The 13,739-nt window shown below is 31.1% G+C and carries 14 protein-coding genes; all 14 read left to right on the forward strand.

Annotation, left to right across the window (positions count from 1 at the left end):
* Positions 1-25: 25 nt before the first annotated feature.
* The 14 genes from ACYU7A_RS04000 to ACYU7A_RS04065 all read left to right on the forward strand — a co-directional run bounded on the left by ACYU7A_RS04000 (position 26) and on the right by ACYU7A_RS04065 (position 13,737).
* Positions 26-1,495, forward strand: a complete 1,470-nt coding sequence (locus tag ACYU7A_RS04000) for a DUF5687 family protein (protein ID WP_460574290.1) — start codon at positions 26-28, stop codon at positions 1,493-1,495.
* Between the two features lie 97 nt (positions 1,496-1,592).
* Complete coding sequence (locus tag ACYU7A_RS04005) at positions 1,593-2,291, forward strand: ABC transporter ATP-binding protein (RefSeq protein ID WP_460574291.1); 699 nt, start codon at positions 1,593-1,595, stop codon at positions 2,289-2,291.
* A 4-nt stretch (positions 2,292-2,295) separates the two neighbouring features.
* A complete protein-coding gene (locus ACYU7A_RS04010; protein WP_460574292.1) occupies positions 2,296-2,874 on the forward strand; it encodes a methyltransferase family protein in 579 nt (192 codons plus the stop codon).
* A gap of 111 nt (positions 2,875-2,985) precedes the next feature.
* The gene (porW, locus tag ACYU7A_RS04015; protein ID WP_460574293.1) at positions 2,986-5,847 is read left to right on the forward strand and encodes a type IX secretion system periplasmic lipoprotein PorW/SprE; all 2,862 of its coding nucleotides are present in this window, start codon (positions 2,986-2,988) and stop codon (positions 5,845-5,847) included.
* 4 nt (positions 5,848-5,851) lie between these two features.
* Positions 5,852-6,256 carry a bactofilin family protein gene (locus ACYU7A_RS04020; RefSeq protein ID WP_460574294.1) on the forward strand — a complete coding sequence of 135 codons (405 nt, stop codon included), beginning with the start codon at positions 5,852-5,854 and terminating at the stop codon, positions 6,254-6,256.
* Positions 6,225-6,452 carry an AtpZ/AtpI family protein gene (locus tag ACYU7A_RS04025; RefSeq protein WP_460574295.1) on the forward strand — a complete coding sequence of 76 codons (228 nt, stop codon included), beginning with the start codon at positions 6,225-6,227 and terminating at the stop codon, positions 6,450-6,452. Before ACYU7A_RS04020 ends, ACYU7A_RS04025 begins: the two co-directional genes overlap by 32 nt.
* Positions 6,453-6,966: 514 nt before the next feature.
* On the forward strand, positions 6,967-8,133 hold the full coding sequence (gene atpB / locus ACYU7A_RS04030) for a F0F1 ATP synthase subunit A (protein ID WP_460574296.1): 1,167 nt from the start codon (positions 6,967-6,969) through the stop codon (positions 8,131-8,133).
* A 59-nt stretch (positions 8,134-8,192) separates the two neighbouring features.
* Positions 8,193-8,393 carry an ATP synthase F0 subunit C gene (gene atpE, locus ACYU7A_RS04035; protein WP_395052897.1) on the forward strand — a complete coding sequence of 67 codons (201 nt, stop codon included), beginning with the start codon at positions 8,193-8,195 and terminating at the stop codon, positions 8,391-8,393.
* An 87-nt stretch (positions 8,394-8,480) separates the two neighbouring features.
* Entirely contained in the window at positions 8,481-8,981 is a 501-nt protein-coding gene (locus ACYU7A_RS04040) for a F0F1 ATP synthase subunit B (protein ID WP_460574297.1), read from the forward strand.
* The gene (gene atpH, locus ACYU7A_RS04045) at positions 8,981-9,514 is read left to right on the forward strand and encodes an ATP synthase F1 subunit delta (RefSeq protein WP_344815986.1); all 534 of its coding nucleotides are present in this window, start codon (positions 8,981-8,983) and stop codon (positions 9,512-9,514) included. Before ACYU7A_RS04040 ends, atpH begins: the two co-directional genes overlap by 1 nt.
* Position 9,515: 1 nt before the next feature.
* A complete protein-coding gene (locus tag ACYU7A_RS04050) occupies positions 9,516-9,983 on the forward strand; it encodes a hypothetical protein (RefSeq protein WP_460574298.1) in 468 nt (155 codons plus the stop codon).
* 11 nt (positions 9,984-9,994) lie between these two features.
* A complete protein-coding gene (gene atpA, locus ACYU7A_RS04055) occupies positions 9,995-11,572 on the forward strand; it encodes a F0F1 ATP synthase subunit alpha (RefSeq protein WP_344815852.1) in 1,578 nt (525 codons plus the stop codon).
* Between the two features lie 73 nt (positions 11,573-11,645).
* Positions 11,646-12,506 (forward strand): ATP synthase F1 subunit gamma, encoded by an 861-nt coding sequence (gene atpG, locus ACYU7A_RS04060; RefSeq protein WP_460574299.1) that lies wholly within the window; start codon positions 11,646-11,648, stop codon positions 12,504-12,506.
* A gap of 217 nt (positions 12,507-12,723) precedes the next feature.
* The gene (locus tag ACYU7A_RS04065; RefSeq protein ID WP_460574300.1) at positions 12,724-13,737 is read left to right on the forward strand and encodes a T9SS type A sorting domain-containing protein; all 1,014 of its coding nucleotides are present in this window, start codon (positions 12,724-12,726) and stop codon (positions 13,735-13,737) included.
* Positions 13,738-13,739 lie beyond the last annotated feature (2 nt).

Here is a 13,739-nt window from a genome sequence, read left to right on the forward strand (position 1 = left end):
ATACTTCATCCAAAAACAATCAACTATGTTCAAACATTTTATCATGCTCGAATGGAAGGCATTTCTTCGTTCGGCATCCTTAGGAACTAATATTGCAATGAAAATCTTTATTGGTTTTTTTGCAGCTTATTTTATGGTGATTTTTATTGCAGCTGGTATTGGAGTTTTCTTCATTTTGAAAAAGTCTGGACTTGAACCGCTATCAACAGTAAATAAGTTTATGATTTATTATTTAGTCTTAGATTTAGTGGTTAGGTATTTTCTTCAAAAAATGCCTGTGATGAATATTCGTCCTTTGTTGACGTTACCTATTAAAAGAAATACGATTGTTCATTTTACTTTAGGAAAAACGGCCTTGTCTTTTTTCAATTGGTCGCATGCCTTGTTCTTCATTCCGTTTTCTATTGTTTTAATGATGAATGGTTATTCTGTTTTGAATGTAATTCTTTGGCATTTAGGAATTATGGCGCTGTTTTATTTAAATAATTTTATAAATGTTTTAATCAATAATAAAGACAGTGTTTTCTACTCGGTTTTGGCTGTTGTTGCAGGCTTAGGTCTGGCTCATTATTATAAATTATTTGATGTTACGCTTTATACACAACCTTTTTTTCAAGGAATGTATGACACGGTTTTTGTGTTTTTGATTCCAATAATTTTGGTAGTTGCGACCTATTATTTTGCTTTCAACTATTTTAAAAGTAATTTGAATTTAGATGAAGGTTTGGCGAAGAAAAGTGAAATTGCAAAGACACAAAACTTTTCTTTCCTAGACCAATTCGGAACTTTAGGAACGTTTTTGAAAAATGACCTTCGATTGTTATTAAGAAACAAGCGTTCTAAAACTACTCTTACAATGAGTTTCTTATTTATTTTTTATGGATTATTGTTTTTCACAAATTCGATAGAAGCTTATAGAAGTCCGATGTTTCAAATTTTTGCTGGAATTTTTGTTTCAGGCGGATTTCTTTTCACGTTCGGACAATTTGTACCAAGTTGGGACAGCGCTTATTATCAGTTGATGATGAGTCAAAACATTCAATACAGAGAATACATTAGTTCTAAATGGTGGTTGATGGTTATTGGAACAGTGATTTCAACAATTTTAGCATCGTTTTATTTATTCTTTGGAGTTCACACCTATTTATTAATTGTAGTTGGTGCGATTTTCAACATCGGAGTAAACTCGCATTTGGTAATGCTTGGCGGTGCATTTGTAAAAACACCAATCGATTTAACAACCGGAAAAGGAGCTTTTGGCGATAAACAAGCGTTCAATATAAAAACCATGTTAATTTCTCTTCCAAAAATGCTAATTCCAATGGCGCTTTATGCAATAGGATATTACTTTTTTTCACCAAACATCGGATTATTATTTGTGGCTTTGGCAGGAATTCTCGGATTTGCTTTTAGAAATTACGTTTTCAGTCAGATTGAAAAAATCTACAAAAGAGAAAAATATGCAACCATTGCAGCTTACAAACAAAAGAATTAGTGTTCAGTTTTCAGTTGGCAGGATTCAGTTTGAGCTAGGCTTTTAAACCCATAAACCCTGAATTTATTTCAGGATAAACTTTTAAACTATTTTAAAAATGATACAAGTAAACAATCTTTCAAAAACATATATCAACGGAGTTAAAGTTTTAAATATCACCAATCTTGATATTCCAAAAGGGCAAAGTTTTGGTCTAGTAGGAAATAATGGTGCAGGAAAAACAACATTTTTCAGTTTATTACTCGATTTAATTCAACCTACTACAGGTTCTATAAAAAATAACGCCATTCAAGTAAATACTAGTGAAGCTTGGAAACCTTTTACCGCAGCATTTATTGACGAAAGTTTCCTTATAGGATATTTGACAGCCGAAGAATATTTCTATTTTATTGGAGATTTGCGTGGTCAAAATAAAGCCGATGTGGATACACTTTTAGCAAAACACGAAGAGTTTTTTAATGGAGAAATCTTAAAAAGCAAAAAATATTTACGTGATTTATCTAAAGGAAATATGAAAAAAGTGGGAATCATTGCCACTTTAATAGGAAGTCCTGAAGTTGTAATTCTTGACGAACCATTTGCCAATTTAGATCCAACAACTGTAAATAGATTAAAGAAAATTATCAAAGAATTGTCTGAAAATCCAGAAGTTACTGTTTTAGTTTCTTCGCACGATTTAGTTCACACCGTTGAGGTTTGTAACAGAATTGTAGCTTTAAACAAAGGCGAAATTGTAAAAGATATTGAAACATCGCCAGAAACTCTTAGAGAATTAGAAGCATTTTTTGCAGTATAAAATCATGAGTGAAATCATCAAAATTGGATTGTCATTAATTTGGATTTCATTATTGTTATTTTGGATACTATCCGGAAGAAACAACAAACAATCAATTCACAAAGAATCTTTTTTTAAAAGACTTCTTCTTTATTGGTTGCCAATATTAATTGCGATGTTACTTCTTGGTCCAGGTGAATGGTTTGGTCATTCTCTCATTAGAGAAAATTTTGTTGAACACACTAATTTAGTCGGCGGAATAGGACTTTTAATATCTTTCATGGGATTATTAATTGCTTGTTGGTCTCGATATTTATTAGGAAAAAATTGGAGTTTATCGGTTCAAAAAAAAGAAAATCATGAATTAATAAAATCTGGACCTTATTCTATTTTACGTCATCCCATTTATACAGGAATTCTTTTAATTTTCATTGGAAACACTATAATTGTAGGCGATTACAGAGGAATTATTGCTGTGTTAATAGTTTTCATTTCTTTTTGGTTTAAACTAAAAAAAGAAGAAAAATGGCTGATAGAAATTTTTGGCGAAGACTATCATAATTATAAAAAAACCACCAAAGCAATTCTTCCTTATTTGCTATAGTAAATCAAAAAAACTATCAATTTATTTTCACTTATCAAAAAGAAACGTATTTTTACCAGTTAGTTATACTAAAATTAACCTTTTAGAGTTACTTATTAAAACGTTTTTACATTGAAATCAAATACTATCAAATACATTTTTTTACTAGGAACTATTGTTTTTTTTGTGGCTTGTTCAACAAAGAAGAACACTTTTCTTGCTAGAAATTCACATGCTTTAAGTACAGAATATAATATCCTTTATAATGGTGGTATTGCTTTAGATAAAGGTATTGCCGACTTAAAATCTCAGTATAAAGATAACTTCTGGGAAGTACTTCCAGTAGAGCGAATGCAAATTACTCAAGATCAAATGCTTCCTGGTCAAGCCAAAAACGCCAATTTTGAAAGAGCCGAAACCAAAGCAACAAAAGCCATTCAAAAACATTCAATGAATATTGAAGGCGGTGAAAAGAATCCGCAAATGGATGAAGCACATTTAATGTTGGGGAAAGCGCGTTACTACGACCAAAGATTTGTTCCTGCATTAGAAGCATTTAATTATGTTTTATACAAATATCCAAATAGCGACAAGATTTATGAAGTGAAAATTTGGAGAGAAAAAACTAATATGCGCATGGATAATGACGCGTTAGCGGTTACAAATCTTAGAAAACTTCTAAAAGAAATTAAATTTAAAGATCAAATTTTTGCTGATGCAAATGCAACATTAGCTCAGGCTTTTCTGAACTTAAAAGAGCAAGATAGTGCTGTAGCAAAATTGAAATTGGCTACAGAATTTACAAAATCTAACGAAGAAAAAGCAAGATATCAGTTCATTTTAGGACAAGTATATGAACAAATGGGTCATAAGGACAGTGCGTTTGCTAAATATCAAGATGTAATTGATATGAAGAGAAAAGCAGCAAGACAATATGTAATTCAAGCACATGCTCGTCAAGCACAACAATTTGATTTTGAAAAAGGAGACACTTTATCCTTTATAAAAAAATATAAAGATTTTTTGAAAGATAGAGAAAATCGTCCTCATTTAGATGTTCTTAATCATCAAATGGCCTTATTTTATGACAAATCAAAAAAGCCTGAAGTTGCTAAAAAATATTATAATAAATCATTAAAATCTAGATCTCAAGATGAATATTTAATAGCTTCTAATTATAGAAATTTAGCAGAAATTTATTTCAACAAAGCTAAATATGTAACAGCAGGAAAATATTTTGATAGCACTTTAACTGTTTTAAATTCAAGAACACGTGAGTTTAAATTGATTACAAAAAAGAGAGAGAATCTAGAAGATGTAATTAAATTTGAAGGAATTGCGCAACGTAATGATAGTATTTTGAAAGTGGCATCAATGTCATCTTCTGAAAAGGAGAATTATTACAAACAGTTTATTGATGAACTTAAAAAAGAAGAAAAAAGAAAGCAAGAATTAGCTGAGAAAGAAGCGAAAATTAAAGAGTTGGCTGCCTTAAACTCATCTGATGGTGATGTTTTAGGTAAAAACGGAGCTAAAGAATTAGCCCAACCAGACAATATGACTTCTAAGCAAGTAGCTCCAAAAGCAATTGCACCAAAACCTTCAATTTCAAGTAATTCAAGCACATTTTACTTTTACAATCCATCAACTGTCGCTTTAGGTAAAGTAGAGTTTAAGAAAAAATGGGGAAATAGACCTCATGTAGAAAATTGGAGATGGTCAAAAGACATTATCAAAGACGATAAAAATCCTGATGACAATAACGAAGTTGCCGACAATAGTGATAAAAAAGAAGAAGTAGATGAACGTTACACTACTGATTTCTATTTGAAACAAATTCCTTCTTCAGATAAAGATTTGGATAGTATTGCTAAGGAAAGAAATTTCGCCTACTATCAATTGGGTGTTATCTACAAAGAGAAATTTAAAGAGTACAAAAGAGCTGCTGAAAAACTTGAAAAACTACTTCTTAACAATCCTGAAGAGCGATTAGTGCTTCCTTCAATGTATAATTTATACAAGATTTATGAAATTATAGATTCAAGTAAAGCGCAAGCGATGAAAGCTAAAATTACGGCTCAATATCCAGATTCTCGTTATGCACTAATTATAAATAATTCATCAAATTCTGGTCAATTAGGTTCTACACCTGAAGTAGCTTATGATTTACTTTATAAAGATTATGAAAAAGGATTGTATAGAGAAGTGCTGCCAAAAACCGAACTTGCAGTAGAGCAGTTTACAGGTGAGGAAATGGCATCAAAATTTGAATTACTAAAAGCCAATCTTTTAGGAAAACTTAAAGGATTGAGTGAATTTAAAAAAGCACTTAATTATGTAGCGTTAACATATCCTAATAGTGAGGAAGGAAAATCTACTGAAGTGTTTTTGGCTAAAAAAATGCCTTACTTAGAATCTCTTTCTTTTAATTCGGAGTTTCCTCTATCTTGGAATATTTTGTATAAAGCAGATAACTTGGAAGACAAAAACACTAAAGCATTGTTAGAAAAGTTAAACAAGTTTGCCAAAGAAAGAACAATAGAAAAATTAACAATATCAACAGATATTTATACCATTGACAAAAACTTCATTGTAATTCACGGAATCAAATCTTTAGATAACGCAAAAGGAATTGCTCAGGTTTTAAAAGAGTTTAAAGAATACAAAATTGCAGAACCAGCTATTGTTATTTCGAGTGAGAATTATAAAGTAGTTCAGGTTAAAAAGAACATCGACGAATATCTTTCAGGCGATTGGTTAAATAAAGATATAATTCCTGTTCAGAGAACTCTTGAATTAGACCAACCTAAAGAAGATGCAAAAAAGAAACCAGAGCTCACAAAAGAAGATGTTTTAAACAAACTCAATCAACAAGCTCCTCCAGAAAAAGGTAGATCAAATCAAGCACCAAAAGGAGTTAATTCAATAGAAACTGATGATGCTCCACCAAAAGGAATGATGCCTCCAACACCTGAATTACCTAAAAAACCATAAAGTTATGTTTGATAAAAAACCAAAATCATACACAGACCTTTTAGGAAAAACTAATAGAATAGTTGAAGGAACCACAATTAAAGGTGATATTTCTTCCCCAGCTGATTTTCGTTTAGACGGACATTTAATTGGTAATTTCGAGTCAAAAGGCAAACTAGTTATTGGACCTGCAGGAAGTGTAAAAGGCGATATTATTTGTAAAAGTTGTGATATCGAAGGTAAATTTGACGGAAAAATTCAAGTTTCAGAAATTTTGAACTTGAAATCTAAAGCAATAATTCATGGAGAAGTAGTTTGTGGAAAACTAGCCGTTGAACCAGGAGCAGAGTTTAGTGCCACATGTGTTATGAAACCTCATGTAAAAAATCTTCCACAAAATGGACAACCAGTCGAAGAAAAAACAGCGTAACAAGTGGTTGGCTTTGATAAATATACCTATTCAAATGGGAGTAATTATTTATTTGTTTTCCCTCTTAGGTAATTGGCTTGATCAAAAATATATAAATGAACATGGTTTATTTGTAAAAATCCTTACATTAATAGGTGTAGCTATTGCCTTTTACAATCTTAATAGACAACTAAAAGACATTAATTCCTCTCAATAATGAAATCCAATCCATACAAATCTATTTTTATTTCTTTTTTTGTAGCTCTAGTTCTATTTGCTATTCACAAATCGGCCTTTCTTTTATTTGCACCAGAAAAATTTGAATCGAGTTTCGTTTATTCAACTGAACTTCTTTATGCCTTCTTTTTTGTTTTCGCCGCAATCATATTATTTATCTTGATCAAGATTAATCAAAAGAATATAAATAATGTAGGTTTTTCATTTATGTTCTTAACGAGTTTAAAAATGGCAATTGCCTATTTTTTTATGCAACCTATTCTCAATTCTCAAAGTATTTATGCAGGATCAGAAAAAATCAATTTCTTCGTTATTTTCATTCTGTTTTTAATAATAGAAACTGTTGTTACCATAAGAATATTGAACAATAAACAATAAATAGTTCAAAAATCGACAATTTCATCAAAAAAAATAAAAGTAATACTTTTTAATATTAATTTAAATTGTACTTTTGCACCAAATTTCAGAAAATAAATTAAAGATAATTATCAGATATGGTGTTTTCAAACAAACCACTCCAATTTATAGTAGCCGTTTTAGTCGCTTGTCTTCCCTTATTTAGTTCTGCAAATACTGCAACTGATTCTGTTCATGCAAAAGCAGAGGCAACTCATGCAGAAGCAACTGCTCACACAGAAAAAGCAGCTCACGGAGAACATGCTGAACCAACTGATTTAAAGTCAAAAATCAACGCATATATCAATCACCACGTTTTGGATGCTCACGAATTTTCATTATTTGAAGATGAAGCAGCCGGAAAACATTATGGATTTCCACTTCCAATAATTCTTTGGGATAAAGAAAGCGGATTACATATCTTTTCTTCATCTAAATTTAATCATGGTCATGATGTTGCAGAATCTAAAGGTGCTTACTTTAAATTAGGACACGACGAAAAAATATACAAAACAGATGCAGCAGGAACTTTAACAGGTGACGAGCATCACCCAACAAATGTAAAACCACTAGATTTATCGATTACTAAAGCGGTTTTTTCAATGTTACTTGTAGCTATTTTAATGTTTTTCTTATTCAAAGGTTTAGCTAAGTCTTATGTTAAGAATGGCGGAATCGCTTCAGGAGTTGGAAGATTTTTTGAGCCAATTGTATTGTATGTTCGTGATGATATTGCAATTCCAAATATTGGTGAAAAACACTATAAAAAATACATGAGTTTCTTATTGACAGTATTTTTCTTTATTTGGTTCTTAAACATTATTGGTTTAACACCACTTGGAATTAACGCTACTGGAAATATTACAGTAACAGCTTGTTTAGCAATTATTGTTTTCTTCATTACAAATCTTACAGCTAATAAAAATTATTGGGGACACATTTTCTGGATGCCAGGAGTTCCAACACCAATGAAATTTATTTTAGCTCCAATCGAATTATTAGGTGTAATCATTAAACCATTTTCATTAATGATACGTCTTTATGCAAATATTTTTGCAGGACACATTGTATTAATGAGTTTGATTGCATTAATGTTTATTTTCAAAAGCTGGTTAGGAAGTAGTTTATCTTTCTTACTATCATTTGCAATTTCATCAATCGAAATATTAGTAGCTTTGCTACAAGCATATATTTTTACAATGTTATCTGCCTTGTTCTTTGGAGCAGCAGTAGAAGAGCATCATCACGAAGAGGCTCATCATTAATAGTCAATAGATAGTAATATCTATTTTAAAAAGAATGTTTAATTTTTAATACATATATTATGGACATCCCAAGAATTGTTGGAGCAGGTTTAGTTGTTATTGGAGCTGGTATTGGTATCGGTAGAATCGGTGGTTCTGCAATGGACGCTATTGCTCGTCAACCAGAAGCATCTGGAAAAATCCAAACAGCTATGCTTATTGCAGCTGCACTTATTGAAGGAATTGGTTTCGCTGCATTATTTGCTGTAGCTGAAAACTAGTAGAAAAAATCAAAAGCTATAACGGTTGGTTGTAGCTTTTGTTTCTAAATTAAAAAATTACATTACATACTATAATTACATCATAATATGGATAAGTTAATAAATGATTTTGGTTTCGGATTGTTCTTTTGGGCATTAATTATTTTTGTAGGACTAGTTCTTCTATTAAAAAAATTCGCTTGGAAACCAATTCTTGACGCGGTTAACGAAAGAGAAGAAGGAATCAAAAATGCATTACTTTCTGCTGAAAATGCAAAAAAAGAAATGCAAAACCTTAAATCAGATAATGAAAAATTATTAGCTGATGCAAGAGCTGAAAGAGACTTGTTGATGAAAGAAGCTCGTGAAATCAAAGAAAAAATGATTAACGATGCAAAATCAGAAGCTCAAGCAGCTGGAGAAAAAATGATTTCTCAAGCTAAAGCAGCTATCGAAAGTGAAAAAAATGCAGCTATGACAGAATTGAAAAATCAAGTTTCTTCTTTGTCATTAGAAATTGCCGAAAAAGTATTAAGAGACGAATTATCTAACAAAGAATCTCAAACTAAATTAGTTGAGAAAATGTTAGGTGATGCTAAATTAAACTAATCATTATGTCTAGAGCAGCGATTAGATACGCAAAAGCAATTTTAGATATTGCTCAAACTTCAGGAAAAGCTGAGGCAGTAAATAATGATATGAAATCTATCGTTACAGCTGTTGCAGAAAGTACAGAGTTGAAAGATTTTTTATCAAGTCCAGTTATCAAAATGGATGTAAAAAAATCAGCTATATCTGAAATATTTTCAAATGTTCAAGCTGAAACTCAAAGTTTGTTCAACTTGTTGTTTGAAAACAAAAGATACGAAATTCTGGAATCAATAGCGGTTCAATACACTAAGTTGTATGATGTAAGTAATGGAGTTGAAGTTGCCAAAGTAACAACAGCTTTCCCAATTACTGCTGAATTAGAAACTAAAGTATTGGCTAAAATTGCAGAATTTTCAAAAAATAAAATTACAATTGAAAATATAGTAGATCCTTCAATTATTGGTGGATTTATTCTAAGAGTTGGCGACCAGCAGTATAATGCTTCTGTAGCAGGTAAATTGAGTGAATTGAAACGTGAATTTGCAAATTAAGATGAAGCATATACTAATCATATTTTTATCAAGTTTTTCTTTTTTAGGATTTAGTCAAGATATTGATTTTAAGAAAGGAATTATTTCTGTAGACGGAAAAGAATGCATGAAATACGATTCTGATGCAAATACTGTTACTTATCAAAACCTAAATGGTGACGATATAATGATATTAAAGTATATGAGACCAGACGGTTCTCAAGCATCTTTATATACCAAAGTAATTTTCATTGAATCTCGTCGAGAATTCACATCTCAAAATTATATTTTTACAAAAAAGGCGTTGATTGAAAAATTAATAAAGTCTAATGCTTTAGTTGATTGTGTTTTAAATGATGAAAAATTAGAAAATTTTATTTTAAAATATGATGAAAAAGTTGAAGATAGATTAAAAGGAAATTCAACTAACACAATAATTATAAAAGAAGAGCCAAGAAGATCAGGCGTTAATATAAACATAGGTAGATAATCATAAATATTATGGCAGAAATTAAACCTGCTGAAATTTCAGCAATATTAAAAAAACAATTATCTGGTTTTGAATCAGGTGCATCGTTAGAAGAAGTAGGAACTGTACTTCAAGTGGGTGATGGTATCGCTCGTGTTTACGGTTTATCAAATGCTCAATACGGAGAGTTAGTACAATTCGAAAACGGATTGGAAGCTATCGTCTTGAACTTAGAAGAAGACAACGTAGGAGTTGTACTTTTAGGACCATCTACAGGAATTAGAGAAGGTTCTACAGTAAAACGTACACAACGTATTGCTTCTTTAAAAGTTGGTGAGCAAATCGTAGGTCGTGTGGTAGATACATTAGGTAATCCAATCGATGGTAAAGGACCAATCGGTGGAGAACTATATGAAATGCCATTAGAAAGAAAAGCTCCTGGAGTTATCTTTCGTCAGCCAGTAACTGAACCATTACAAACAGGTATCAAGTCAATCGACGCGATGATTCCAGTTGGTAGAGGACAACGTGAGTTGGTTATTGGTGACCGTCAAACAGGTAAAACAACTGTTTGTATCGATACTATCTTAAATCAAAAAGAATTTTATGATGCTGGTCAACCAGTATTTTGTATCTATGTTGCAATTGGACAAAAAGCTTCAACTGTTGCATTAATTGCAAAAACATTAGAAGAAAAAGGTGCAATGGCTTACACAGTTATTGTTGCTGCAAATGCTTCTGATCCAGCTCCAATGCAAGTATATGCTCCTATGGCTGGTGCTGCAATTGGTGAATATTTCCGTGATTCAGGTCGTCCTGCTTTGATTATCTATGATGATTTATCAAAACAAGCGGTTGCTTACCGTGAGGTGTCTCTTTTATTAAGAAGACCACCAGGTCGTGAGGCTTATCCTGGAGACGTTTTTTACTTACACTCTCGTTTATTAGAAAGAGCTTGTAAAGTAATTGCCGATGATGATATCGCAAAAAACATGAACGATTTACCAGACAACTTGAAAGGTATCGTAAAAGGTGGTGGTTCGTTAACTGCTTTACCAATTATCGAAACTCAAGCTGGTGACGTATCTGCATATATCCCAACAAACGTAATTTCGATTACAGACGGACAAATTTTCCTTGATGGAGATTTGTTTAACTCTGGAGTTCGTCCTGCAATTAACGTAGGTATTTCGGTATCTCGTGTTGGAGGTAACGCACAGATTAAATCAATGAAAAAAGTTGCAGGAACATTAAAATTAGACCAAGCTCAATTCCGTGAATTAGAAGCTTTCGCGAAATTTGGTTCTGATTTGGATGCGGTTACTTTAAACGTAATTGAAAAAGGTAGAAGAAACGTTGAAATCTTAAAACAAGCAGTAAACGATCCTTACACAGTAGAAGACCAAGTAGCAATTATCTACGCTGGTTCTAAAAACTTGTTAAGAAATGTTCCTGTAAATAAAGTTAAAGAATTCGAAAATGATTATATCGAATACTTAAATAACAAACACAGAGACACGCTTAATGCTCTTAAAGCTGGTAAGTTGGATGACAACATTACTGATGTTTTAGAAAAAGCAGCTAAAGAAATTTCAGCGAAATATAATTAATTATAAGTGAAAAGTGAATAGTGATTAGTAAAAAGCTAATTACTATTTACTTATTACTAATTACTAGAAAAAAATGGCAAACTTAAAAGAAATCCGTAATAGAATTACTTCCGTTCAGTCAACGATGCAGATTACATCGGCGATGAAAATGGTTTCTGCTGCAAAGTTGAAAAAAGCACAAGATGCAATTACAGCAATGCGTCCATATGCAGAGAAGTTAACGGAATTATTACAAAGTTTAAGTGCAACACTTGATGGTGAAGTAGGCGGAAGCTTTACATCGCAACGTGAAGTGAAAAAAGTATTAATTGTTGCCGTAACTTCTAATAGAGGTTTGTGTGGTGCTTTCAATACCAATGTTATCAAACAAGTAAAATCAATTGCCGAATCTTATCAAGGAAAACAAGTAGATGTTTTTGCTATTGGTAAAAAAGGTGGTGATGTACTAGCTAAAACAAATACTATTTTAGCAAGTCAAAATTCTATTTTTGATAACTTAACATTCGAAAATGTTGCCCAAATTGCTGAAGAATTAACTCAAAAGTTTACTTCTGGGGAGTATGATAAAATCGAAATTGTTTACAATCAGTTTAAAAATGCTGCAACTCAAATAGTTCAAACCGAACAATTTTTGCCATTAGCACCAGTTAAATCTGATAAACCAGTTTCAACAGGAGATTATATTTTTGAACCTTCTAAAGAAGAAATTGTTTTAACATTAATTCCAAAATCTTTAAGAACTCAATTGTACAAAGCAATTCGTGATTCTTTTGCATCAGAACATGGAGCTCGTATGACAGCAATGCATAAAGCAACGGATAACGCAACAGAATTAAGAAACCAATTGAAATTAACTTACAACAAAGCACGTCAAGCTGCAATTACTAACGAAATCTTAGAAATCGTTGGTGGAGCAGAAGCTTTGAAAGGATAAGAAAAAATTTTTAATTTTTTCAAATCTTCAAAAATCCGAAGCTTTGAAAGGTTAATTTAATTCAAAATAATATTAAGGAAGAGTCAACTAATGTTGACTCTTTTTTTGTTATTTTTATAACAGAAATAAATTTTATTTTAAAAAAGCAATATTAAACTGATTTAACATTACGCAAGAGTATAACTTTTGTGCCTTTTATGTTTTATAACAACAAACTATGAAAAAATTATATCTTATATTTAGTTTTTTGTTTTGCTATTTCATAAATGCTCAAATAGTAAATATACCTGATGCTAATTTTAAAGCGTTGTTAGTAAATTCATCTATTACTAATGGTATTGCGTATGATTGTGCAATAAATAGTTATTATAAAATTGATGATAACAATAATGGAGAAATTGAGTTTAGTGAAGCTTTACAAGTATGTCAACTAAACTTGATTAACGCTAATATTTTTGATTTGACAGGGATTGAAGCATTTACCAATTTAAAAATTCTAGTTTGTGGCAATAATAATGTAACTAACCTCAATGTATCACAATTAGTGCAAATAGAAATTTTAAATTTATATCAAAATCAACTTATGTCACTTGATATAAACAATTTATCAAATTTAAGACAGTTAGAATGCAGATACAATCAAATCGCTTCCCTAAATTTCACAAACAATCCCTTATTAGAAAAAGTTTTTTGTAGTAATAACCTAATTAGTGATTTAAATTTTAGCAATAATCCGTTGTTTAATGAACTAGATTGCCAAAACAATCCCAACTTGAGAACCATTAAAATAAATAATGGTACCACACAACTTTTTGGTCCTCAAACTTATTATAATCAATGCTGGACAGGTTGCCCCAATCTAAACTACATTTGTGCAGATAGTAATGAGATGAGTGCTTTACAAAATTTTCTAGATAATTGTGGTGTTGATACTTTTGAAATAACATTTGATAGTAATTGTTCGCTTGGTAATGAGGAGTTTGTTAAAAATGAGATGGTGGTTTATCCTAATCCATTTAAAAACAGTTTTAAAATAAGTTTAAAAAACCTTACATCTGACAATGTTATTCTTAAAGTATATGACGTGTTAGGTAAAACAATTGAGATTATAAATGTATCATTTCAAGAACTAGAAAATCTAGAGCTTGGTAAAAATTATCAATCGGGTCTTTATAATGTTGTAATACAACAAGGTAATAATTATCAATCAACACGAATTATTAAAGAATAATC

Source organism: Flavobacterium koreense (assembly GCF_054776075.1).

Coding starts and splice junctions, on each gene's coding strand:
- ACYU7A_RS04040 (WP_460574297.1), top strand. CDS start 8,481: ATGGATAAGTTAATAAATGATTTTGGTTTCGGATTGTTCTTTTGGGCA.
- atpG (WP_460574299.1), top strand. CDS start 11,646: ATGGCAAACTTAAAAGAAATCCGTAATAGAATTACTTCCGTTCAGTCA.
- ACYU7A_RS04005 (WP_460574291.1), top strand. CDS start 1,593: ATGATACAAGTAAACAATCTTTCAAAAACATATATCAACGGAGTTAAA.
- atpB (WP_460574296.1), top strand. CDS start 6,967: ATGGTGTTTTCAAACAAACCACTCCAATTTATAGTAGCCGTTTTAGTC.
- ACYU7A_RS04010 (WP_460574292.1), top strand. CDS start 2,296: ATGAGTGAAATCATCAAAATTGGATTGTCATTAATTTGGATTTCATTA.
- atpE (WP_395052897.1), top strand. CDS start 8,193: ATGGACATCCCAAGAATTGTTGGAGCAGGTTTAGTTGTTATTGGAGCT.
- ACYU7A_RS04020 (WP_460574294.1), top strand. CDS start 5,852: ATGTTTGATAAAAAACCAAAATCATACACAGACCTTTTAGGAAAAACT.
- atpA (WP_344815852.1), top strand. CDS start 9,995: ATGGCAGAAATTAAACCTGCTGAAATTTCAGCAATATTAAAAAAACAA.
- ACYU7A_RS04065 (WP_460574300.1), top strand. CDS start 12,724: ATGAAAAAATTATATCTTATATTTAGTTTTTTGTTTTGCTATTTCATA.
- ACYU7A_RS04050 (WP_460574298.1), top strand. CDS start 9,516: ATGAAGCATATACTAATCATATTTTTATCAAGTTTTTCTTTTTTAGGA.
- ACYU7A_RS04000 (WP_460574290.1), top strand. CDS start 26: ATGTTCAAACATTTTATCATGCTCGAATGGAAGGCATTTCTTCGTTCG.
- ACYU7A_RS04025 (WP_460574295.1), top strand. CDS start 6,225: ATGGACAACCAGTCGAAGAAAAAACAGCGTAACAAGTGGTTGGCTTTG.